The organism is Lacinutrix algicola, assembly GCF_001418085.1.
GTDB lineage: Bacteria > Bacteroidota > Bacteroidia > Flavobacteriales > Flavobacteriaceae > Lacinutrix > Lacinutrix algicola.
Genome location: NZ_LIQH01000030.1, coordinates 1 through 22,246 on the forward strand (window position 1 = coordinate 1; position 22,246 = coordinate 22,246).

Sequence of the window (22,246 nt, forward strand, 5' to 3'; positions counted from 1 at the left end):
CGGGGGGGTTTGGCACCTCGATGTCGGCTCGTCACATCCTGGGGCTGGAGAAGGTCCCAAGGGTTGGGCTGTTCGCCCATTAAAGTGGCACGCGAGCTGGGTTCAGAACGTCGTGAGACAGTTCGGTCTCTATCTACAGTGGGCGTTAGAAATTTGAGTGGATCTGACTCTAGTACGAGAGGACCGAGTTGGACTAACCTCTGGTGTATCTGTTGTTCCGCCAGGAGCATTGCAGAGTAGCTACGTTGGGAAGGGATAAGCGCTGAAAGCATATAAGCGCGAAACCCACCACAAGATGAGATTTCTTTAAAGGGTCGTAGGAGATTACTACGTTGATAGGTCATAGGTGTAAAGGCAGTAATGTCATAGCCGAGTGATACTAATAACCCATAGGCTTATTGTACGCCTGTTTTTTTACTAAGTACAATAGATATTATTACGATTTTCATGTTTAATACACTAAAGTGTACTTTTTTCAGTATGTTATTTTATACGGTTAAGTAGATGATGTTAAATCACTACATACACCGAAAGATTTAAGGTGATTATTGCGATAGGGCTCACCTCTTACCATTCCGAACAGAGAAGTTAAGCCTATTTGCGCCGATGGTACTACATTCGTGGGAGAGTAGGTCGTCGCCTTTTTTAGAGAATCCTCAACATTTATTTGTTGAGGATTTTTTTGTTTAAACCTTTTAGAAAGCAAGAAGCATATAAAATAATGTTTAACACTACTGACTTATGTTGATAGGTCTTGCGCGAATGATAGCAACGGCATCCTTTTTTTTGTTGCATTTATGCAAAAAAAAGATATAGTGTATAGCATGGTTTTTATTTTTATAAAAACGCGCCATAAATAAATTGACTGATTTTTTTAAAGACATATTTAGCTTTGAAATAATCTTATAATATTATTCCTTCACTTATCAATATGTATTAGTAGCTGTTTGTTGATTATTAACAATTACAAGAGCTTAAATATTATTTCATAAGTTTTTATACTAGATAATATTTTTCATTGCTTAAAATCATTTTCACACTTTAATTTTAAATTGTTTTAATCTATTTATCAGTTGTACTTTTTTTTAATAGTATCTAATAGTTAGTATGATGATAGAAATACTTTAAATACCATTTTTTTTATTATCACTTTGAAAATCAGTATAAATTTTCTTCAGAAGTATCTTATAAATTAGTTTTTTTGAATAAAAAAGACTTCAAATTTTAGTAAAGTACTATAAATTTGAAGTCTAACTTCTTAAAAATTGTTTAATACTACTTTGTTGGTGACAAATCCCTTGTTAGCCAACCTCTTTTGCTAGCAGTTGCTATAGCATAAGGAGTTATCCAGAACAAAGCGAAAGTATATAAAATACTGTATGAGTATGCCCATATACCTTGGGTAGTTTTATATTTAGTTGAAAAAAATATAACAGAGAATGTAGATATTATTAAAATACTAACAGAGGTTGATCCTATAAATAACAATGGGTGCACTGATACGAAAAATAGCATTGCTATTAATAATGGGTAACTCATCAATATCTTTAAAAACTGACTTATAAATAAAACTCTTGTTCCAGTTTTTCCTTTAGCTCTAAAATTTTTAAAAACATATTTGGCCATTTCTAGACTCTCTCTTACATTACTTCGTCCCCAACGAATAAACATTTTGTATAATCCAATGTATTGTTCAGGAACATTAGTATATGCTATTGCATTTTTTTGAAATAATACATGTTTACCTTGTTTTAGAATCATATTAGTTAGCGCTCTGTCTTCACCAATATCTGATGGTTTACCCATAAAGGTTTGGTTAATCCATTCTGGCAAGCATTTATGAACTGCAGTACTTTTGTATGCAGCTAAAGCTCCTGGAGTACATAAAACTGAATTTAAATTGCTTTCTGCAGAACGTACAAATTCAAAACTTAAAACAAAACTAACATCCAACATTTTAGGAAGCATTTCCTCTTTATTGTTTAAAACTCTAATGTTTCCAGCTACTGCTCCACATTGTTCATTTTTTATAAATGGACTTACTAAATTTCTAAGTGTATCTTCTGTTACAATTGAATCGCTATCTACAGTTATATAAATATTGCCTGTTGCTAAATTAAATCCACGATAAAGTGCTTGACGTTTTCCTAAATTCTCCGGTTGTTGGTAAATTTCTAAACGATCTCCTAAATTCTTTTTAGCATCAAGCATCCACTTCCATGTATCGTCCTTACTTCCATCATCTATGGATATAATTTGAATTTTATGCTCAGGATAGTTGCTATTTGCTATACTCATTAAAGTATCCCAAACCTGTTTACCTTCATTGTAGGCTGGCACAATAATATTACATGTTGGTAATTCTTTATCTTGAGCAGATTCAATAGGCTTATATTGATAGTAATTAAATGCTTTGTATAGGAAAAACAAAACTTTAAAAGTAAATAATGTAATAGCTATTACAACTAAAGCAACTCCTAAAGAAGAACTTATTTTATTTGCATTAAATTTTTCGAAGTCTTCATGAAAAACAGAGAAGAAATAAACACCAAATAGTAAGAGTGAAAATGTACTAAGGAGCACTATTTTGTTTTCTGAACTAGATGTCTTTGATTTACTACTTAAAAATGATGTAAAATCGCTAGATGTTTTTTTGATTTTACTTTTTGAAGATAATATAAAATTTGCTTTTTTTGAAGTCATAAATCTTTATTGTGATTGGTTTAAAATAGATTTACGTTTACAATTACAATTTAGATTGTTTTTAATTTTTATTTAACATAGTATTATATTTTTTTAGAACAAAAAGAAACCCTAAATGAAATAAACATTTAGGGTTTTTATTAAGAATGTAAATAGAAAGAATTAATCTTCTTTTTTGTTTTCTCTTGGCTTTCTATCGTCACGTTTGTTGTCTCTAGAACCTTTGTTTTCACGACCTCCAGAACGTTTGTCGTCTCTTGGTGGTCTAGCAACATAACCTTCTGGTTTCTCTAGTAATGCTTTACGAGATACTTTTTCTTTGCGAGTTCTTGGATCTTGTCCAAAATACTTTACATTGAAAACGTCACCCATATTTACAACGTCAGTTACGTTTTCTGTACGTTCCCATGCTAATTCACTTACGTGTAATAACACTTCGTTTCCTGGTGCATCCATATACTCAACAACAGCTCCAAAATCTAGCATTTTGATTACTTTTACTTCGTATGTTTTACCTACTTGCGGTTTGAATAATATAGCATCTATTTTTGCCATAACAGCATCAATACCTGCACTACCTACACCTAATATTTCAACAATACCTTCTTCAGTCACAGGATCTTCGTTGATAACGATAGTAGTCTCTGTTTCTTTTTGCATCTCTTGGATTACTTTTCCTCCAGGTCCAATTAAAGCTCCAATGAATTCGTTAGGTACACGTCTTGTAACCATAGTTGGAGCGTGTTCTTTAACTTCAGCATTAGGAGTATCAATAGTATCTGTTATTTTTCCTAAGATATGTAAACGACCATCTCTAGCTTGTTTTAGTGCATTTACTAAAATTTCGTAGCTTAATCCTTTTACTTTAATATCCATTTGGCAAGCAGTAATACCTTCGGCAGTACCCGTTACTTTAAAATCCATATCTCCTAAGTGATCTTCATCTCCTAAAATATCAGATAATACAGCGTATTTACCAGATTCTGCATCAGAAATTAATCCCATTGCAATACCTGAAACAGGTCTTGTCATTTGCACACCAGCGTCCATTAATGCCATAGTACCTGCACAAACAGTTGCCATAGAAGACGATCCGTTAGATTCCAATACTTCTGACACTACACGTACTGTGTATGGACAATCTGCAGGAATCATTCCTTTTAAACCACGTTGTGCTAAATTACCATGTCCTACTTCTCTACGAGATGTTCCACGAATAGGTCTAGCTTCACCTGTACAAAAAGGAGGGAAGTTATAATGTAAATAGAAGTTCTCTTCACCTTCGTAAGACGGCATATCTATTTTATTAGCATCTCTAGAAGTACCTAAAGTAACTGTAGCTAATGCTTGAGTTTCTCCACGAGTAAATATAGAAGAACCATGTGTTGATGGCAAGTAATCTACCTCACACCAGATTGGTCTAATCTCGTTAGTCTTACGACCATCTAAACGTAAACCTTCATCTAAAGTTAAGTTTCTAATTGCTGCTTTTTCAGCTTTACGGTAGTAGTCTGAAACTAGACCACCATAATCTGCTAATTCTTCTTCAGAAAAAGTAGCTTTAATATCTTCTTTTATTTGTTGAAAAGCTGCAGTTCTTTCATGTTTAGAAGATCCAGCTTTTGCTATAGCATATACTTTATCGTATGCCATATCATGTACTTTTTTCTCTAAATCTTCATCTGTTCTTTCTGCTTCATATTCACGGACAGCTTTCTTTCCAAAGGCTTCAGCTAATCTTAACTGAGCTGCACATTGTACTTTAATAGCTTCATGAGCAAACTTAATAGCATCTGCCATTTCGTCTTCAGAAATTTCATCCATTTCACCTTCAACCATCATTACAGAATCAGCTGAAGCTCCAATCATCATATCGATGTCAGATTCTGCTAATTGTGCTCTAGTTGGGTTAATAACAAATTCACCGTTTATACGTCCAACTCTAGCTTCAGAGATAGCACATTCAAAAGGGAAATCTGATAATTGAATAGCTGCAGATGCTGCTAATCCAGCCATAGCGTCTGGCATAACATTTTCGTCATGAGACATTAATTGTATCATCACCTGAGTTTCAGAATGATAATCTTTTGGAAATAATGGACGTAAAACTCTATCCACTAAACGCATAGTTAATACTTCTCCATCACTTGGTCTTGCTTCTCTTTTGAAGAAACCACCTGGGTAACGTCCTGCAGCAGCAAATTTTTCTCTGTAATCTACTGTTAATGGTAAAAAGTTAAGATCTTTTTGTTCGTAGTTTGAAACTACGGTACATAACATCATACATTTTCCTGATGTAACAACAACAGAACCGTGTGCCTGTTTTGCTAGCTTTCCAGTTTCGATAGTAATTTCTCTACCGTCTCCTAGGTCTATGACCTCTTTAAAAACTTTTGGAATCATAAATAAGTTTTAATTCTAATACCGATGATTAGTTTCTCTATCGGAATTTTGGTTAAACATTGGTAGTTGTGTTGTGTAGTAGTAGTGCCCAATGAAAAACTATAATTAGCTTCTTCAATTTTGGTGTTTAGACTCTTCCAAATCGAGTTATTTTATACTAAAAAACCACGCTGTTTGGCGTGGTCTTTATATTGAGATTATTTTCTTAATCCTAATTCTTTTACTATAGCACGATATCTTAAGACATCTTTCTTAGTTAAGTAATCTAGTAAGCTTCTTCTTTTTCCTACTAACATTACTAACGAACGCTCAGTATTATAATCTTTACGATTTTTCTTTAAGTGTTGTGTTAAGTGCTCAATTCTTTGAGTGAATAATGCTATTTGACCTTCTGCAGAACCAGTGTCTTTTGCATCTTTACCGTGTTTTTTAAAGAGTTCCTCTTTACCTTCTTTTGTTAAATACATTCTAATATTATTGTAAATGATTGTTATGTAAACGAAAGCTTGTCTTTCGAGCCGCAAATATAGTAAATAATAATTATTTGAAGATATATTTAAGAGAATAACATTTAAAAAAATGTTTGAATAAAAACCCAATTATTATTTAACATAAGTAGGAATTTTTTTATATTTTTAAACAGTGTTTAAATTGTTATTATTAAATGAAGGAAATTATTACAGATTCAATTGACTCAAATCTCTTATTCACCATCCTTAACCATAGTTATCATGGAATTGCTATTGTAGGATTAGATGGGAAATGGATATTGGTTAGTAAAAGCATCTGTGATATGTTAGGATATACTGAGTCTGAATTACTGGAGATGACATTTCAAGAAATTACAGTAAAAGAAGACTTAGCTACTGATTTGGTAGAGTTAAATAAGTTAATGAACAATGAGATTAAAAACTACGAATTACAGAAACGTTATTTTAAAAAGAATGGTTCTATTGTTTGGGCTCAATTATCGGTTACTTTGGTAAGAGATGAATTTAATAAGCCTAAATATTTTATTTCACAGTTACAAGATATTACAGATAAAATTAATGCTATTGAAGCTCGAAAAGTATTAGTCGAAATTATAAAAGAAAGAAATAGGAGGTTAGTTAATTTCTCTAATATAGTTACTCACAATTTAAGAACTCATTCTGGCAATTTAAAAACGTTATTAACCTTTATAGAAGGAGATATTGTTAATTTTAAGTCTTATGAAAATGTTCCAATGCTTTACGAAGCATTTGATAATTTAGAAAAAACGGTAAGTGATTTAAATGAAATTGCTAACGAAACACATTATGATAAATCCAAGTTAAAACCTATTAAGCTTAATAATTTTGTAAAAAGTGCAATACAAAATGTTAGTGCTTTAGCTAAATATCACTCTTGTTTTATTGAAAACAATGTTGATGATTCTTTGTATGTTATTGGTATAGAGGCTTATTTGGATAGTATTTTTCTTAATTTTCTCACTAATAGTATCAAATACAAATCTGAGGATAGGAAATGTGACATAAAATTAAGTTCTAAAGTTGAAGGTGATTTTGTTTTAATAACGCTTGCAGATAATGGTTTAGGTATAGATTTAGAGCAGTATGGTGATCGTTTGTTTTCTTTATACCAGACATTTCATACTCATATAGAATCTAAAGGTTTAGGTTTATTTATTACAAAAAACCAAATTGAATCTTTGGGAGGTAAAGTGGCTGTAACTAGTGTTCTTAATGAAGGAACTAGTTTTGTTGTTTACTTAAAAAAGGCATAAAAAAACCTCACAAATTTAATATTATGAGGTTTTTTAAAGTAATAGAATATTTCTTTATGCTCTTAAAGGAGCATTTGTTATTAAGTCTATATATAGGTTAACTCTATTTTTTAAATCTTTACGTAGTGTTATAAAATCTAGAAAACCATGTTCTAATAGAAATTCAGAAGTTTGAAAACCTTCAGGTAATTCTTTTCCTGTAGTGTCTCTTACAATTCTAGGTCCAGCAAAACCAATTAAAGCTCCAGGCTCTGCAATAGTAATATCTCCTAACATTGCAAAAGAAGCAGTTGTTCCTCCTGTAGTTGGATCTGTACAAAGTGAGATGTATGGTAATCCTGCATCTGCTAGTTGTGCTAATTTTACAGATGTTTTTGCTAATTGCATTAAAGATAATGCAGCTTCCATCATTCTAGCTCCTCCAGATTTAGATATAATCATGAAAGGTAATTTGTTTTTTAGAGCATAATCTGCAGCACGTGCAATTTTTTCTCCAACAACAGAACCCATAGAGCCACCAATAAAAGCAAAATCCATTGCAGCAATTACTAGGTCTTTACCTTTAGATTTTCCAACAGCGCAACGTACAGCATCTGTTAAACTTGTTTTTTCCTGTGCAGCTTTTAAGCGTTCAGGATATTTTTTAGTGTCAATAAATTTAAGAGGATCTTTAGACGATAAGTCTTTATCTAATTCTTTAAATTTATTGTCATCAAATAATATCTCGAAGTATTCTTTACTTCCAATTCTTACGTGATAGCCATCTTCAGGGCTTACGTAGAAATTTTTAGCTAATTCTTCGGAATCTATAATTTTTCCAGTAGGAGACTTATACCACAATCCTTTTGGGATGTCTTTTTTGTCTTCTGTTGAAGTATGAATTCCTTTATCTTTTCTTTTAAACCAAGCCATATTGATTTACTTTTTTTTAGTTTATAATTCTAATATTATTAGAATAGTTGCTATTAGTTAGTTTTCGGGTTTGTGATAACACAAGACGACAAAATTACTATTTTTATCGATACAACTCAACATTTGGTATGTCTATATCATAATCGCTTGCTCTTTTTAATAAGAAATCCCGCTTTAACGGTGTTAAAGCGGGATTTATAAAATGTTATTTTAAGTTTATAATGTATTTACATTATTTAAATCTTCGAATGCTTTCTTTAATCTTTCAACAAAAGTAATTTCACCTTCTCTTAACCATTTTCTTGGGTCATAGTATTTTTTGTTTGGAGATTCAGGGCCATCTGGAGAACCTATTTGAGATTTTAAATACTCAGATTTTTCTTTCATATAATCACGAACACCAGTTGTAAATGCATATTGCATGTCTGTATCAATGTTCATTTTAACTACACCATATCCAATAGCTTCTTGAATTTCTTCTTCTGTAGAACCAGAACCACCATGGAAAACAAAATCTATATGGTTATGTTCAACACCAAATTTGTTAGAAATATATTCTTGAGAATTTTTTAAAATTTTTGGAGTTAATTTTACATTTCCAGGTTTGTATACACCATGAACGTTTCCAAAAGCAGCTGCAATTGTAAACTGGTCGCTTACTTTACTTAACTCTTCGTAGGCGTATGCTACCTCTTCAGGTTGTGTGTATAGTTTAGATTCGTCTACATTACTATTATCTACACCATCTTCTTCACCACCTGTAATTCCTAATTCTATTTCTAAAGTCATTCCCATTTTGCTCATGCGCTCAAGGTATGTTTTACAAATTTCTATGTTTTCTTCAAGAGGCTCTTCACTTAAATCAATCATGTGCGAGCTATAAAGAGACTTTCCAGTTTCTGCAAAATGTTTTTCACTAGCGTCTAATAAACCGTCTATCCAAGGTAATAGTTTTTTTGCTGCATGATCTGTATGTAAAATTACAGGAACACCATAAGCTTCTGCCATTAAGTGAACGTGTTTAGCTCCTGCAATTGATCCTGCAATTGCAGCTTTTTGGTTTTCGTTACTTAAACCTTTTCCTGCATTAAAAAGACCTCCACCGTTAGAGAATTGAATAATTACTGGAGCATTTAAAGCTGCTGCTGTCTCTAAAACACCATTGATTGTGTTTGATCCAACAACATTAACAGCAGGTAAAGCAAAGCCTTTTTCTTTTGCTAATTTGAATATTGCTTGAACTTCTTTTCCAGTAGCTACACCTGGTTTAATATTGTGTGACATTTATCTAATGTTTTAGTTAAAAAATTGAATTTCAAAAGTAAACAATTTTTAAATATTTTTTATTAGAATAGGTAATAAAACATCGAAAACGATGTAGTTTAACCTGGTAAATAAATTATTAAAAAGGGTAGTTAATACCTATGTTATAGGTAGCATTTGAGAAGTTGTAATCATTAAACCAGCGATTGCTGTCACCATAAGATGGATCGTACGTTTTAAAGCCTATATCACCTCTTAGTATAAAGAAATTGAAGTCGTACCTAAGCCCAAAACCAGAGCCAATAGCAATGTCTTTTATTGAATCAATAGAAGTAAATGTAGCTTCGTCTTCTTTAACATCGTCAAGTACATTCCATATATTTCCTGCATCTATAAAAATTGCTCCGTTAAGAGCTCCAAAAAGATTAAAACGGTTTTCTGCACTTAAAGCAATTTTCATATTTGCTTCGTTAAATTCATTTACAGATTGTGTACTTCCTGGTCCTAAATTGTATGCAGACCAAGCACGGTTATCATTAGCTCCACCACCAAAGAAACTTTTAGAAAAAGGAATATTAGTAGAATTACCATAAGGAATAGCAATTCCAAAAAAGGTACGAATTGCTATAATATTTTTACTTCCTAAATCCCAATACTTAACATAGTCTAATTCTGTTTTTACATATTGAGAAAATGCAACATTAAACATTTCGTATTTGTCATTGTTGTTTTTTTGAAGACCTAAAATATTTGAAGCAGCAGAAAAAACATTTCCAGCAAGTTCTAATTTTAATCTAAAAATAGAAAATTGATTGTCGTATAGATTGTCTCGTCCATCTTTAGTAAAACTAAAGTTTGTAGCGAGTATAAGGTTGTCTTCTGTTAATCTTTCTTTTCTTTCGTTTATAGAATTAACCGTTTGTAAGTTGTCTGAACTTACACTATTTGTTCCGTTAATGGTATTTTCTATAAATAGCTCAGCTTCTTCTGGAAACGATAATTGCTCACCAGCATTAATGTAACCCGAGTTTACGGCAATTGCATTTAGTGTATTAAAAGAACTTTCGTAAACATTAAAATAGTTATCAGTGTTTAAGTTTTTTACAAACTGAATATTAAACATATCTAAACTATTTGTTACTTTACTATTAGGAAACCACCTGTAATTAAAAGCTCCTGTTGCTGTTTGTTTATCTAATCCTACATTTGTTTGGCTAGTTGCAGCTAAACTAATATTTGTTGAGGGAAACATAGAACTTGGTATTATTTTAGAGGTGTTAAAAGGAGAAAATAAACGTGGTATTGTTAATTTTAAATTTGCACCAATCTCATTAATATCAAAAAATGGATCACCTTCATCTGAGCCATCTTTAGAAGCACCAATAGAGGCAATTCCAGAAAGTTCAAGCGTTTCTGCTCCTTTAAACACATTACGCATTAACACACTTGGATTTAAAGAAAAACCAATAGTTTGTATGTTACTTTGGGAGGCTTCTGCTCTAAAATCTAAACCAAATTTCTTTAGAGGTGTTAAATAAACATTAGCGGTTAATGTAGTATCCGCGTCGTTTACCACATAATCTATTTTTGGGTATTTAAAAGTTTTTAAATTACTAATTCGTCTTGATGTAAGTGGTTTGTTTTTATCTCGAAAAAGAGTATTTGGTTTAATAAAAACAGCATCTGTTAGCATTTTAGAATTATAACGTAATTTTTCTTTACTGTATATATTAAAGCCATTATACAATGTAGAATCTGTAATTGGTTTGTCTTTGTTTTCGAAAGCACTATTGGTATATATATTTACATCTTTTACTTTGTAAATTTTAAAAGGTTCGTAGCGCGTAGTGTCTTCTTGTCTAATTGGTTTTTCGGTAATATATAATTCTACATTAACTTTTTTTGTTTTACCCATACTATCCATTTTAAACAAGACATTGTCTTGAGAAAAATGATAAACACCAGAATTTCTTAATGTTTCAGTTATACGATCGCGCTCATCGATAAAATTATTGGTGCGATATTGCATGTTCGGTTTAATTAAAGACTTATTTAACGTGCTTTGGTATAATGAATCTATAACCGGAGTAGTAATATTTGTAGTTAAAGAGTCTACTAAATAGGGTTTTCCAGTATTAATATTATAAGTAACAACAGCTCTTTGGTTATCGTTTCTTGTAGTTTCATAATCTGCTTTAACCTCAAACCAACCATTATTGTAATAATAATTCTCTAGTCTTTTAATTGTTTTTTCAGAAAGTGTATCGTTTACTATAACAGGAGCTTCTCCAGTTTTTTTAAGCCATTTATTAATACCTAACTTCATTTTCTGACCTTGATCAAACTGCTTTTTAGATAAAAATTTAATTTGTCTTTTGGTACGTTTTGGGTTGTTTGCAATTTTAGCTTTTAAAATAGAATCTAAATTAGGTCGTGCCCAATTATATAAATAAAGCCGAGTTTTAAAGTTAATATAAGGAATGCTACTATTTGGTTTCTGATATATAAGATTGGTAACAGACTCACTTTCTTCTGTACTATCATTAACCTTAATTGTTGTTTTAGTTAATAAGTGGGCGTTTTTAGGTACGCGTCTAACAGAGTTACATGCGGTTAGAAAACCAAAAATTAAAATAATAAGTAGTATTTTTGAATCTTGTATTTTCAACTAAACGGTCTTTAAAAGGATTTGTTTCAACTCTAAACTTTTAATTTGAATCACTTAAGATTCAAAAATACATTTTTTAAATGCTATCAAAAAGCCAAATAAAACTAATAACACGTCTTAAGCAAAAAAAATACAGAATCGCTGATGGTTTTTTTGTAGCTGAAGGAATAAAAGTAATTAAAGAACTTCTAGAATCTTCATTAGAGTTACATTATTTATTTACAACAGAGCCTTTCAAAAGTCATACCGAAAGTGAAACATTAATAACAGAAAACGAATTAAAGAAAATTAGTTTTCTAACGACTCCAAATAAAGCACTTGCAGTTTTTAAAATTCCAGAACAAAAAAACATTGAGACTCAAGGCTTAATTGTTGCTTTAGATAGTGTTCGTGATCCTGGAAATTTGGGTACTATTATAAGATTATGCGATTGGTTTGGCATAAAAGAATTAGTATGTAGTAAAGAGACGGTAGATTGTTATAATCCTAAAGTTGTACAGGCTACAATGGGATCTATAACAAGAGTAAATATTAGTTATTTAGATTTAAATACTTTTTTAGCTGAAGCTGAAACACCCATTTTTGGAGCTTTTATGGATGGTGAAAATGTTTACAAAAGCAAATTACCAAAAGAAGGTATTATAATTATGGGTAATGAAGCAAATGGCATTTCTGAAGCTATGGAAAAACAAGTGACAGATCGAATTGCTATTCCTCGTTTTGGTGATTTACAAGCTACCGAAAGTTTAAATGTTGCTACAGCAACTGCAATATTGCTGAGTGAGTTTAAAAGGAGTTAAATTAAAACTATTTTAAGTTTCTCACTCTTGTATGTCATTTCTGCGAAGGCAGAAATCCATTTTTTATAATTGAAAAACATGAAGGAATTACCACACATTTTTTCGAATGAAAAATGTTAGCAAAGACGAAACATTGAAACCTACGACTGATAATTAATTTTATCTAAATGTAAAATTAATAAAAACACCACGCGTTTTCATAGAATTTATATTACCTGTCCACGGACTATTAGGATCTTCATCTCTAACGAGCTCATCGTTTATAGCAAAAACACCGCGAATAGAAGGTGTAAATTTAAACCATTGTAAATAAAAATCTATACCAAAACCAATATCGTAAAACTGTGTGCTTTTAGTGGTTCTAAATTCTCCTCCACTATTATCTTCAGGATTTTTTTCGTTACTCGATAAATTTAGAGACGTTGCAATACCAAAAGTAATAAAAGGCTTAAAGTTATTATGACGCTTAGTAGAAAGCCTCATTAATAAAGGAATGTATATGTAAGTAGATTTTACTTCACGTAAAAAATCAGACTTATTTAAATCGTCTGCAGGAATACCATCAAAATAATTTTCAGGATAATTTAAAGTTCTTGCAGCAATAACCAAGCCTGGTTCAAGTCTGAAATTAATAAAATCGTTTACACGAATATCTCCAACTAAACCAACGTTAAAACCAAACGTTTTTACAGATTCTATATCACCTTTATTATCGTTATAATCAATTTTGTAATCGAGATTATTTGTACCAAAGTAATATCCCCAACTTAGGGATTGCTTATCCATACTTTGGTTGTTTTGTACTTTTTCTTTAGTAAACAACTGTGCGGAACACACAGTGGTTGCTGTAATACATATAAATAGGGCAATTAGTTTCCTCATGTTATTGTTTTGATGCTGTATAAATTGTGGCCACTCCAAAAGTTTGTGGTAAATCTTTCACATTTATAAACCCAATATTTCTTAAAATATTGTTTAGAGCTTCTCCATAAGGAAAAACCGATGCACTATCACTTAAATATTTGTACGCTGTTTTGTCTTTAGAAAATAATCTCCCAACAGTTGGTAATACCACTTTAGAATGAAATTTATAACCTTGTTTAAAAGGAAATTTTGTTGGTACAGAAGTTTCAAGAATAACAAAAGTGCCACCAGGTTTTAAAACACGTAAAATATCTTTTAAACCTTTTTCTAATGTTTCAAAGTTTCTAACACCAAAAGCTACAGTAATAGCATCGAAAGTATTATCATCAAACGGCATGTTTTCGCTGTCTCCAATAATCATTTCAATTTTATGATTAAGATTTTTAGTTGCAATTTTTGTTTTTCCAACTTCAAGCATACCGCTACTAATGTCTAATCCAACAATTTTTGTAGCACTAGTTTCTGCAAGATTAATAGCTAGGTCTCCTGTTCCTGTAGCAATATCTAAAACACTTTCTGGATTTGTAGCTTTAACAATTTCGACTACTTTCTTTCTCCATTTAATATCTATTCCAAATGAGATTACACGATTTAAACCATCGTACTCTCCAGAAATAGTATCGAACATTTTTGTAACCTGTTCTTTTTTGCCAAGACTACTGTCTTTATAGGGATTTACTTTTTTCAAAATAGTTTTTTTTCAAAGATAATACATTGTATATGCTTTAAGAAACATGAAAACAATTAATTAATTACCTTTGCTATTCCTTTCATATAAAATAAAGAATGAAAATAATTATTGCTGGAGCTGGTGAAGTAGGATTTCATTTAGCAAAATTATTGTCCTACGAATCTCAAGAAATCACGTTAATAGACACTGATAAAGCGAGTCTATCGTACGCAGACAATCATTTAGATATAAAAGTTTTAAAAGGAGACGCGACTTCTATTGCCATATTAAAAGAGGCAAGAGTGGAAGGGAGTGACCTTGTTATTGCAGTTACTGCATCTGAAACTACAAACATTACGGTTTGCGTTTTGGCCAAACAATTAGGCTCTAAGCGTACTATTGCACGTATTTCTAATACCGAATTTATTACACATAAAGAGGAGGTTGGTTTTACGCGTTTGGGTATCGACGAACTTATTTCGCCTGAGGCACTTGCTGCTTCGGAGATTCAGTTGCTGTTAAACCAATCTGCTTTTAATGAAAGTTACGAGTTTGAAGGAGGAGCACTAACAATGGTAAGTTTAAACTTATCTAAAACAGCATCTTTTGTAGGTAAATCTGTAAAAGAAGCTGCTCAATATTTTCCAGAAATTCACTTTGTGCCTATTGCAATTCAACGTTTTGGGACTCAATATACTACTATTCCAAGAGGAGATACTCAATTTCAAGTAGGAGATACGGTTGTGTTTATCACTTGTGCAGGAGGAGGAGAAGAATTGTGTAGGATGACTGGTAAAGCTAATACAGCAATTAAGGATGTTATGATTCTTGGTGGTAGTAAAATTGGTTATAAAACAGCTCGAGATTTAAGCTCAAAACGATTTAATATCAAGCTAATTGAAAGTAATAGAGATGTTGCTTTTGATCTTGCAGATGAGCTTGAAAAAATATTAGTTATTAATGGAGATGGAAGGAATGTTGAATTACTAGAAGAAGAAAATATAAGCGATATGGATGCTTTTATTTCTGTTACTGGTAATTCTGAAACTAACATAATGTCTTGCCTTGTTGCTAAATCTAAAGGCGTAAAAAAGACAATTGCTTTAGTAGAAAATATGGATTATTTTGAGTTATCTCAATCTATAGGTATCGATACTTTAGTAAATAAAAAGTTACTTGCTGCAAACAATATATTTAGATACATCCGTAAAGGAGAGGTTGTTGCTATGACTAAGCTTAACAACATGAATGCCGAGTTGTTAGAGTTTAGAGTGAAGAGCGATTCTAAAATATGTAATCAACAAATTAAAACTATTGCATTTCCACGTTCCGCTATTATAGGAGGTGTTATTAGAGATGGTAAAGGTTTAATTGCTTTAGGAGATTTTATTGTTGAAGAAGGTGATTATATTGTAGTTTGTTGTTTACCGAAGTCTATTAAAGAAGTCGAAAAATTATTTTTATAATTTATTATGTACAAAAGGATAAAGCTTAACTATAAAATTATTTTTCATTTTTTCGGATTATTGTTCCTTTTTAATGGAGGTTTCATGCTTTTGTCGACTTTAGTAAGTTTAATCTATAAGGATGGCGTTACTTTAAAGTTGTTTTTATCTGGATTAATTACTGTTCTTATTGGTGTTTCTGCTATGTTTTATACTAGGAACCATAAAAAAGTAATGAATAAACGAGAAGGTTACATTGTTGTAGCTTTTGGGTGGATAGTAATGACTTTGTCTGGGTCCTTACCATATGTTTTTACAGAAGCGATACCAAATTTTACAGATGCCTTTTTCGAAACGATGTCTGGTTATACAACCACAGGAGCTACTATTTTAAATGATATTGAAGTTGTTCCAGAAGGTATATTGTTTTGGAGAAGTTTAACCCATTGGATTGGTGGAATGGGTATTATTGTACTCGCTGTAGCTATTTTGCCATTATTAGGAATTGGTGGTATGCAGCTTTTTGCAGCTGAAGCACCTGGACCAAGTGCAGATAAGTTGCATCCAAGAATTACAGATACAGCTAAGCGTTTATGGTTAATATACTTTGGGTATACAGCTGCCGAAACAATACTGCTAAAAGTAGCAGGAATGTCTTTTTTCGATGCTATTAATCATTCAATGACTACATTGTCTACTGGTGGTTTTTCTACAAAAAATGCTAGTGTTGCTTATTGGAATGATAAACCTTTAATACAGTACATAATTATTGTATTCATGTTTTTAGCAGGTACAAACTTTGTATTAAGCTACTTTGCGTTTAAAGGAAAGATATCTAAAGTTTATAAAGACGAAGAGTTTAAACTCTATTTTAAGTTTATTGCTATTTTTACTCTTGTAGCGGCTGTTATTATCTATTTTAATGCTGATATGAGTATTTCCACAATAGAACATCCACAAGTTTGGGGAGCAGCAGAGAGTGCCTTTAGACACAGTTTATTTCAAGTATTAACGATAATTACAACTACAGGTTTTATATCTGCGGATTATACGCTTTGGACACCTTTTCTAACCATATTTTTCTTCGGAATGATGTTTCTTGGTGGCTCTGCCGGAAGTACATCTGGAGGAATAAAAGTGGTGCGACATTTAATTACCATAAAAAATGGTTTTTATGAATTTAAACGAGCTTTACATCCTAACGCCATATTGCCAGTACGTTATAATAAAAGGTCGGTTTCTGGAGATATTGTATTTAATATCCTTGGATTTTTTATCCTTTACCTTTTGGCATTTATTGCCGGTACATTAGGCTTCTCGATGATGGAAATAGACTTTGAATCTTCTATTGGTTTAGCGGCTTCAAGTCTTGGTAATGTTGGTCCTGCGTTGGGCGATTTTGGACCTGTTAATAATTATGATGGTTTGCCAGCTGTTGGTAAATGGTGGGCATCTTTTTTAATGTTAATTGGTAGATTAGAGTTGTTTACGGTATTAATTTTATTAACGCCTTTCTTTTGGAGAAATAGGTAGTTGCGTTCTCTTTTTTAGTTTTTTGTGTTGATAAGAAGATGTTTGTTTGTAACATTTTTGATTGTGCTTCGTCGTAATTATATAACCACAACACATCAATCATCATGGAATCAATTACAATTACTTCTAATTTAGTTTCAAACTCAAATGTTCAAACATCTAAAGTTAACAGCTATTTAGGCTTGTTAAATTCGAATTATAAAAACATTGTAAAAGCTAATTTTAAAAATTTTAAATCGTCTTCTTTGTATAGTATAAAACAACGTGTTAAGAGTAATCAATTTCAAACGTGCTGTTTTGTTGAGACTAGTTTAAAAGTCTTGATTTTCTTTGTAGCAACTGTTATTGCTTTTATATAGGTTTTTTTAAACTAAATATTTAATATTTTTATTCAAAACTGTAACTATTTTACAAAAAGTGTTACTTATAGTTAAAGCAGCTTTCCTTTTAGTAGATGTGTTTTATTTCTGCTAAAATCAATAGATATTCAGAATTTGCAAGTTCTGCGTTAATATATCTATTCATTTCACTTATTGTTTAATACCGGAATTTTCGGAATAATACTTAGAACTTATGGGAGGAGGAGGATCTATGGCAGCAGCAAATCAATCTTTAAATGCTAATAGAAAATTAGTAGGTAAGCGTAAAGAGAGCAGATTTAGCTTTGTGCATACTAGTAAAGAGAAAACAGAATATAATTTACCGAAATCTACACCAGAAAAGTTAAAACGCATTCAGGAGAGAATTGCACACGAAAATAAATTAAGAAAGCAAAAACGTTTAGTACTAATAGGCTTGTTTGTACTAATATTAATTATAGCTTTTGTATATATTATGTTATAAAAAAAGCCTCTGAATAATTTCAGAGGCTTTTTAATATTTTATAATTAATGTGACTTAAACTAAAGCCGCTTTAATTCTTTTTACAGCTTCTTTAATTTGATCTTGAGAAGCAGCATAACTAATTCTAATACAATCAGGATTTCCAAATGCATCTCCAGTTACTGTAGCAACAAGTGCTTCTTCTAATAAATATAGAGAGAAATCTGTAGCATTGTTTATTGTTTTTCCACGTAAAGTTTTTCCGAAGAAATAAGTGACATCTGGAAATACGTAAAAAGCACCTTCTGGTGTATTGGTTTTAAAACCTTCAATACCTTCAAGTAAATTTAAAACCATATCACGACGTACTTTAAATTCGTCAATCATATAATCTACAACACTTGGGTCTGCGTTTAAAGCAGTTATAACAGCACGTTGTGCTATACAGTTTGTTCCGCTAGTTACTTGTCCTTGCATTTTGTTACAAGCACGCGCAATCCAATCTGGAGCACCAATAAATCCAACTCTCCAGCCTGTCATTGCAAAAGCTTTAGAAACACCATTTACAGTTATCGTGTTGTTAAACATTCCATCAATACCAGCCATACTTGCGTGTGGCTTTCCTGTGTAGTTTATGTGTTCGTAAATTTCATCTGAAACTACATAAATATTAGGATACTTTACTAAAACAGAAGCCAAAGCTTCTAATTCTTCTTTGCTATATAAAGATCCACTTGGGTTACAAGGAGAACTAAACCATAGCATTTTTGTTTTTGGTGTAATAGCTGCTTCAAGTTGTGAGGCAGTCATTTTAAAATCGTTTTCAATAGATGTTTTTACTTCTACAGGAACGCCTTCTGCAACTTTAACAATATCACTATAACTTACCCAATATGGACAAGGTAAAATAACCTCGTCTCCTTTGTTTAACATTACTTGTGCAATGTTATATAAAGATTGTTTAGCTCCAGTTGAAACTACAATTTGAGGTAAAGTATATGTTAAGTTGTTATCGCGCTTAAATTTTGTAATTACAGCTTCTTTTAAATCTACATAACCATCAACCGGTGAATAAGAATTGTAGTTGTCGTTTACAGCTTGTATTGCAGCTTCTTTAATAAAGTCTGGAGTATTAAAATCTGGTTCTCCCAAACTTAATCCTATTATATCTTTACCTTCTGCTCTAAGCTCTCTTGCTTTTGCTGCCATTGCTAGAGTGGCAGACGTAGACATGTTTGTTATTCTTTCTGAAAGTTGATTCATGTATGAAGTGTTATTTAAAATACAAATTTGTGTTATGCCATATTAGGTTTTTGACCTAACACTTTTAATTGTTGGTAATGTTCACCTATTGCTTTCCACATGGTATTGTATTCATTATATGGTAAGCTAAATTCGTGAGCTGTATCTTTAACTATCTTTGCGATATTTTTGTAATGTACATGGCTAATGTGTGCAAATAAATGGTGCTCTACTTGCCTGTTTAAACCACCTGTATAAAATTCTACTAACCAATTTTTAGGTGAAAAATTAGAAGTAGTAAACAATTGGTGTATTGCCCAAGTGTTTTTCATATTTCCATTTTCATCAGGAATAGGCATATCTGTATTAGGCATAACATGTGCTAATTGAAAAACAACACTTAGTATAATTCCAGCAGTATAGTGCATTATTAAAAAGCCTATTAAAACTTGCCACCAAGCATAGCCCATAGAAATAGGTAAAACCACCCAAATTGAATAATATAATATTTTACCAATAATTAACTTAGTCCATTGTGTTGCTGGTTTCGGAAATTCACCATAAGACAGTTTACGTTTTAAGTAAATATAAGTTTGTTTAAAATCTGTAGTAATGGCCCAGTTTACTGTTAATAAGCCATATAGTAAAAAAGCATAATATTTTTGATACTTATGGATTTTTAACCATTCAGAGTGTTTAGAGAAACGAATTATTCTACCCGCATCGATGTCCTCATCATGACCTTCAATGTTTGTATAGGTATGGTGTAATACATTGTGTTGTACTTTCCAGTTATAATCGTTACCAGCTAATATGTGTATGCTGCTTCCCATTAATCTGTTAACCCATTTTTTACTAGAAAAAGAACCGTGATTAGCATCATGCATAACGTTCATTCCTACTCCGGCCATTCCAATACCTATAACCATTACAGATAATATTTGAAGCCATGCAGATAAATCGACTGTTAATAATAGTACTAAAGGTCCAAGTAATAATGTAAACATTACTATGGCTTTAATGTATAATCTCCAATTACCAGTTTTTTTAATTTCATTCTCCTTAAAGTAATTATTTACACGTTTGTTTAGTGTTTTAAAAAACTTAGCAGGGTCAGTTCTTGAAAATGTTATTGTTTGTTTTGACATAATTATTTTTTTGAATAGTACGAGTACAAAAAATGTACCACTCATATTTTATGATACAAAGATAATTAATAATTGTGAGTGAACTAATAGAGAATTTCATAAAAATATGAGCTATTAATTTCTATTTTTGCACAATAATAAAAGCTTATGGAACTCATATTAAAATACTTCCCAAATTTAACACAAGATCAAATTGAAAAGTTTACAAAACTTGAAGCTTTGTATCAAGATTGGAACTTGAAAATTAACGTAGTATCTAGAAAAGATATTGACGAGTTATATTTACGTCATGTGTTGCATTCTCTTGCTATTGCAAAGGTTATCGATTTTAAAGACGATGCTAATATTATGGATGTTGGAACAGGTGGAGGATTTCCAGGAATTCCTTTAGCCATATTATATCCAGAATGTAATTTCCATTTGGTAGATAGTATTGCAAAAAAACTAAAAGTAGTTAATGAAGTTGTAGAGGGTTTAGGTCTTGAAAATGTTAAAACAACACATTGTAGAGTTGAAGAAATAAAAGAAACTTACGATTTTATTATAAGTAGAGCAGTAGCAGCAATGCCTACTTTTGTACATTGGATTAAAGGTAGAGTATCTAAACATCAAGACCACGATCTTAAAAACGGGATTTTATATCTTAAAGGAGGTGATTTAGATGAAGAGCTTCAAGACTACAGAACAGCAACTATATATAATATTTCAGATTTTTATTCTGAAGATTTTTATGAAACAAAAAAAGTAGTACACTTACCTATAAAATACAAAGGTTAATTGTAGGAATTGTGCCTTTTACAACGTTTTAGTTTCATTAAATTGTTATCTAACTGTATTTTACTTGTAGAAAGCTAAATAATCTTGTACTTTTGCACCCCGAAAAACGAATGGTTTTTCGAAAGAAAATAAAAGAAACACATTTTCCTTTTTTATAATTTTTAAATAATTAAGGAAACAAAAAAAATAGAATATGAGTCCAGCAGGAAAATTAACGTTTGACGTTTTAATAGAAATACCAAAAGGAAGTAGAAATAAGTATGAGTACGATTTCGAATTAAATAAAATTCGTTTCGACCGTATGTTATTTTCTTCAATGATGTATCCAGGAGATTATGGTTTTATTCCGGAAACTTTAGCATTAGATGGAGATCCATTAGATGTTTTAGTAATGGGAACTGAGCCTACATTTCCAATGTGCGTTGTAGAGGTGAAGCCAATTGGAGTTTTCCATATGGCAGATGAAAAAGGACCAGATGAAAAAATCATTTGTGTACCAGTTACAGATCCTATTTGGAATAGTTATAAAGACATAGGAGATTTAAACCCACACAGAGTAAAGGAGATCACTCATTTTTTCCAGGTTTACAAAGATCTAGAAGAGAAGAAAGTTGATATAGGTGCTTGGGGAGATGCAAAAGAAGCTTACGAGATTTTAAATAAATGTGTTGAACGTTATGAGAATAGCGAACACAAAACTAATGGTAATTTTAAAATATAATTAATACCGTTATATATTATAAAATAAAAGCCTTTCAGAATTTAATTTTGAAAGGCTTTTAACATTTAAAAAGTTTTTACTTACTATATTTGTAGCGTGATACAATTAGCAACATTTTTATTTATAGGTGGACAAGAAGCTATATTAATAATACTAGCAGTAGTTATGATTTTTGGTGCAAAAAATATTCCCGAAATAGCTCGAGGATTAGGAAAAGGCATGCGTATGCTTAAAGATGCTAGTAACGATATAAAGACAGAGATCACTAAAACTGCTGAGAAACAAGGCTTAGATACAAGCATCACTAAAGATGTACAAGAAGAACTTAAAAAAGTAAAAGACGAGTTTGAGGATTTTACGGGTTCTATTAGCAGAAAAATGTAATTCCTATTTAATTTATCTTCTTTTTTAAGGATTTCATATTTTAAAAGTTAATATAATGTGAAATAT

General features: G+C 31.3%; 19 protein-coding genes and 2 rRNA genes. 11 read left to right on the plus strand and 10 right to left on the minus strand.

Annotated features, from left to right (window positions below; translation table 11 throughout):
* Nucleotides 1-403 (plus strand): 23S ribosomal RNA (locus ASC41_RS05470); the annotation flags it as partial.
* A 134-nt stretch (nt 404-537) separates the two neighbouring features.
* Nucleotides 538-645: ribosomal RNA gene (gene rrf / locus ASC41_RS05475) — 5S ribosomal RNA — on the plus strand.
* A 630-nt stretch (nt 646-1,275) separates the two neighbouring features.
* Here the strand turns inward: rrf and ASC41_RS05480 are convergent.
* The 3 genes from ASC41_RS05480 to rpsO form a co-directional block, all read right to left on the minus strand.
* Nucleotides 1,276-2,703, minus strand: coding sequence for a glycosyltransferase family 2 protein (locus ASC41_RS05480; RefSeq protein WP_055435635.1), 1,428 nt, complete (start codon nt 2,701-2,703; stop codon nt 1,276-1,278).
* 162 nt (nt 2,704-2,865) lie between these two features.
* Nucleotides 2,866-5,106, minus strand: coding sequence for a polyribonucleotide nucleotidyltransferase (locus tag ASC41_RS05485; RefSeq protein ID WP_055435636.1), 2,241 nt, complete (start codon nt 5,104-5,106; stop codon nt 2,866-2,868).
* Between the two features lie 197 nt (nt 5,107-5,303).
* Nucleotides 5,304-5,573 (minus strand): 30S ribosomal protein S15, encoded by a 270-nt coding sequence (gene rpsO / locus ASC41_RS05490; RefSeq protein ID WP_055435637.1) that lies wholly within the window; start codon nt 5,571-5,573, stop codon nt 5,304-5,306.
* Between the two features lie 197 nt (nt 5,574-5,770).
* Here rpsO and ASC41_RS05495 point away from each other — a divergent pair, with 197 nt between their 5' ends.
* A complete protein-coding gene (locus ASC41_RS05495; RefSeq protein ID WP_055435638.1) occupies nt 5,771-6,871 on the plus strand; it encodes a sensor histidine kinase in 1,101 nt (366 codons plus the stop codon).
* Between the two features lie 54 nt (nt 6,872-6,925).
* Here ASC41_RS05495 and accD read toward each other — a convergent pair whose 3' ends face one another.
* From accD to tamL, 3 genes are all read right to left on the minus strand, one after another.
* Nucleotides 6,926-7,783, minus strand: a complete 858-nt coding sequence (accD, locus tag ASC41_RS05500; protein ID WP_055435639.1) for an acetyl-CoA carboxylase, carboxyltransferase subunit beta — start codon at nt 7,781-7,783, stop codon at nt 6,926-6,928.
* Between the two features lie 216 nt (nt 7,784-7,999).
* Entirely contained in the window at nt 8,000-9,067 is a 1,068-nt protein-coding gene (gene fbaA / locus ASC41_RS05505; RefSeq protein WP_055435640.1) for a class II fructose-bisphosphate aldolase, read from the minus strand.
* A 118-nt stretch (nt 9,068-9,185) separates the two neighbouring features.
* Nucleotides 9,186-11,714, minus strand: coding sequence for a translocation and assembly module lipoprotein TamL (gene tamL, locus ASC41_RS05510; protein WP_055435641.1), 2,529 nt, complete (start codon nt 11,712-11,714; stop codon nt 9,186-9,188).
* An 80-nt stretch (nt 11,715-11,794) separates the two neighbouring features.
* On the opposite strand from tamL, the gene ASC41_RS05515 reads away from it, so the two are divergent.
* On the plus strand, nt 11,795-12,514 hold the full coding sequence (locus tag ASC41_RS05515) for an RNA methyltransferase (protein WP_055435642.1): 720 nt from the start codon (nt 11,795-11,797) through the stop codon (nt 12,512-12,514).
* Nucleotides 12,515-12,673: 159 nt separating this feature from the next.
* Here the strand turns inward: ASC41_RS05515 and porT are convergent, their stop codons facing one another.
* Nucleotides 12,674-13,396 (minus strand): type IX secretion/gliding motility protein PorT/SprT, encoded by a 723-nt coding sequence (gene porT, locus ASC41_RS05520; RefSeq protein ID WP_055435643.1) that lies wholly within the window; start codon nt 13,394-13,396, stop codon nt 12,674-12,676.
* A 1-nt stretch (nt 13,397) separates the two neighbouring features.
* Nucleotides 13,398-14,126 (minus strand): bifunctional demethylmenaquinone methyltransferase/2-methoxy-6-polyprenyl-1,4-benzoquinol methylase UbiE, encoded by a 729-nt coding sequence (gene ubiE / locus ASC41_RS05525; RefSeq protein WP_055435644.1) that lies wholly within the window; start codon nt 14,124-14,126, stop codon nt 13,398-13,400.
* 98 nt (nt 14,127-14,224) lie between these two features.
* Here ubiE and trkA point away from each other — a divergent pair, with 98 nt between their 5' ends.
* The 4 genes from trkA to ASC41_RS05545 all read left to right on the plus strand — a co-directional run bounded on the left by trkA (nt 14,225) and on the right by ASC41_RS05545 (nt 17,929).
* Nucleotides 14,225-15,574 (plus strand): Trk system potassium transporter TrkA, encoded by a 1,350-nt coding sequence (gene trkA / locus ASC41_RS05530; protein ID WP_055435645.1) that lies wholly within the window; start codon nt 14,225-14,227, stop codon nt 15,572-15,574.
* A 6-nt stretch (nt 15,575-15,580) separates the two neighbouring features.
* Nucleotides 15,581-17,086: a TrkH family potassium uptake protein gene (locus ASC41_RS05535; RefSeq protein WP_055435646.1), complete on the plus strand. Its 1,506-nt coding sequence runs from the start codon at nt 15,581-15,583 to the stop codon at nt 17,084-17,086.
* Between the two features lie 104 nt (nt 17,087-17,190).
* On the plus strand, nt 17,191-17,445 hold the full coding sequence (locus ASC41_RS05540) for a hypothetical protein (protein ID WP_055435647.1): 255 nt from the start codon (nt 17,191-17,193) through the stop codon (nt 17,443-17,445).
* Between the two features lie 214 nt (nt 17,446-17,659).
* Nucleotides 17,660-17,929 (plus strand): hypothetical protein, encoded by a 270-nt coding sequence (locus ASC41_RS05545; protein WP_055435648.1) that lies wholly within the window; start codon nt 17,660-17,662, stop codon nt 17,927-17,929.
* A gap of 54 nt (nt 17,930-17,983) precedes the next feature.
* Here the strand turns inward: ASC41_RS05545 and ASC41_RS05550 are convergent, their stop codons facing one another.
* Nucleotides 17,984-19,171: a pyridoxal phosphate-dependent aminotransferase gene (locus ASC41_RS05550; RefSeq protein WP_055435649.1), complete on the minus strand. Its 1,188-nt coding sequence runs from the start codon at nt 19,169-19,171 to the stop codon at nt 17,984-17,986.
* A gap of 32 nt (nt 19,172-19,203) precedes the next feature.
* A complete protein-coding gene (locus tag ASC41_RS05555) occupies nt 19,204-20,298 on the minus strand; it encodes a fatty acid desaturase family protein (RefSeq protein ID WP_055435650.1) in 1,095 nt (364 codons plus the stop codon).
* A gap of 147 nt (nt 20,299-20,445) precedes the next feature.
* On the opposite strand from ASC41_RS05555, the gene rsmG reads away from it, so the two are divergent.
* The 3 genes from rsmG to ASC41_RS05570 all read left to right on the plus strand — a co-directional run bounded on the left by rsmG (nt 20,446) and on the right by ASC41_RS05570 (nt 22,180).
* Entirely contained in the window at nt 20,446-21,075 is a 630-nt protein-coding gene (gene rsmG / locus ASC41_RS05560) for a 16S rRNA (guanine(527)-N(7))-methyltransferase RsmG (protein ID WP_055435651.1), read from the plus strand.
* A gap of 193 nt (nt 21,076-21,268) precedes the next feature.
* Nucleotides 21,269-21,796 carry an inorganic diphosphatase gene (locus ASC41_RS05565; RefSeq protein WP_055435652.1) on the plus strand — a complete coding sequence of 176 codons (528 nt, stop codon included), beginning with the start codon at nt 21,269-21,271 and terminating at the stop codon, nt 21,794-21,796.
* A 96-nt stretch (nt 21,797-21,892) separates the two neighbouring features.
* Nucleotides 21,893-22,180, plus strand: coding sequence for a Sec-independent protein translocase subunit TatA/TatB (locus ASC41_RS05570; protein WP_055435653.1), 288 nt, complete (start codon nt 21,893-21,895; stop codon nt 22,178-22,180).
* The last annotated feature ends 66 nt before the right edge of the window (nt 22,181-22,246 follow it).

What these genes read in the sequence shown, in the direction of transcription:
- ASC41_RS05480 (WP_055435635.1), bottom strand. Translation starts at nt 2,703, where the DNA reads ATGACTTCAAAAAAAGCAAATTTTATATTATCTTCAAAAAGTAAAATC.
- ASC41_RS05485 (WP_055435636.1), bottom strand. Translation starts at nt 5,106, where the DNA reads ATGATTCCAAAAGTTTTTAAAGAGGTCATAGACCTAGGAGACGGTAGA.
- rpsO (WP_055435637.1), bottom strand. Translation starts at nt 5,573, where the DNA reads ATGTATTTAACAAAAGAAGGTAAAGAGGAACTCTTTAAAAAACACGGT.
- ASC41_RS05495 (WP_055435638.1), top strand. Translation starts at nt 5,771, where the DNA reads ATGAAGGAAATTATTACAGATTCAATTGACTCAAATCTCTTATTCACC.
- accD (WP_055435639.1), bottom strand. Translation starts at nt 7,783, where the DNA reads ATGGCTTGGTTTAAAAGAAAAGATAAAGGAATTCATACTTCAACAGAA.
- fbaA (WP_055435640.1), bottom strand. Translation starts at nt 9,067, where the DNA reads ATGTCACACAATATTAAACCAGGTGTAGCTACTGGAAAAGAAGTTCAA.
- ASC41_RS05515 (WP_055435642.1), top strand. Translation starts at nt 11,795, where the DNA reads ATGCTATCAAAAAGCCAAATAAAACTAATAACACGTCTTAAGCAAAAA.
- porT (WP_055435643.1), bottom strand. Translation starts at nt 13,396, where the DNA reads ATGAGGAAACTAATTGCCCTATTTATATGTATTACAGCAACCACTGTG.
- trkA (WP_055435645.1), top strand. Translation starts at nt 14,225, where the DNA reads ATGAAAATAATTATTGCTGGAGCTGGTGAAGTAGGATTTCATTTAGCA.
- ASC41_RS05535 (WP_055435646.1), top strand. Translation starts at nt 15,581, where the DNA reads ATGTACAAAAGGATAAAGCTTAACTATAAAATTATTTTTCATTTTTTC.
- ASC41_RS05540 (WP_055435647.1), top strand. Translation starts at nt 17,191, where the DNA reads ATGGAATCAATTACAATTACTTCTAATTTAGTTTCAAACTCAAATGTT.
- ASC41_RS05545 (WP_055435648.1), top strand. Translation starts at nt 17,660, where the DNA reads ATGGGAGGAGGAGGATCTATGGCAGCAGCAAATCAATCTTTAAATGCT.
- ASC41_RS05550 (WP_055435649.1), bottom strand. Translation starts at nt 19,171, where the DNA reads ATGAATCAACTTTCAGAAAGAATAACAAACATGTCTACGTCTGCCACT.
- ASC41_RS05555 (WP_055435650.1), bottom strand. Translation starts at nt 20,298, where the DNA reads ATGTCAAAACAAACAATAACATTTTCAAGAACTGACCCTGCTAAGTTT.
- rsmG (WP_055435651.1), top strand. Translation starts at nt 20,446, where the DNA reads ATGGAACTCATATTAAAATACTTCCCAAATTTAACACAAGATCAAATT.
- ASC41_RS05565 (WP_055435652.1), top strand. Translation starts at nt 21,269, where the DNA reads ATGAGTCCAGCAGGAAAATTAACGTTTGACGTTTTAATAGAAATACCA.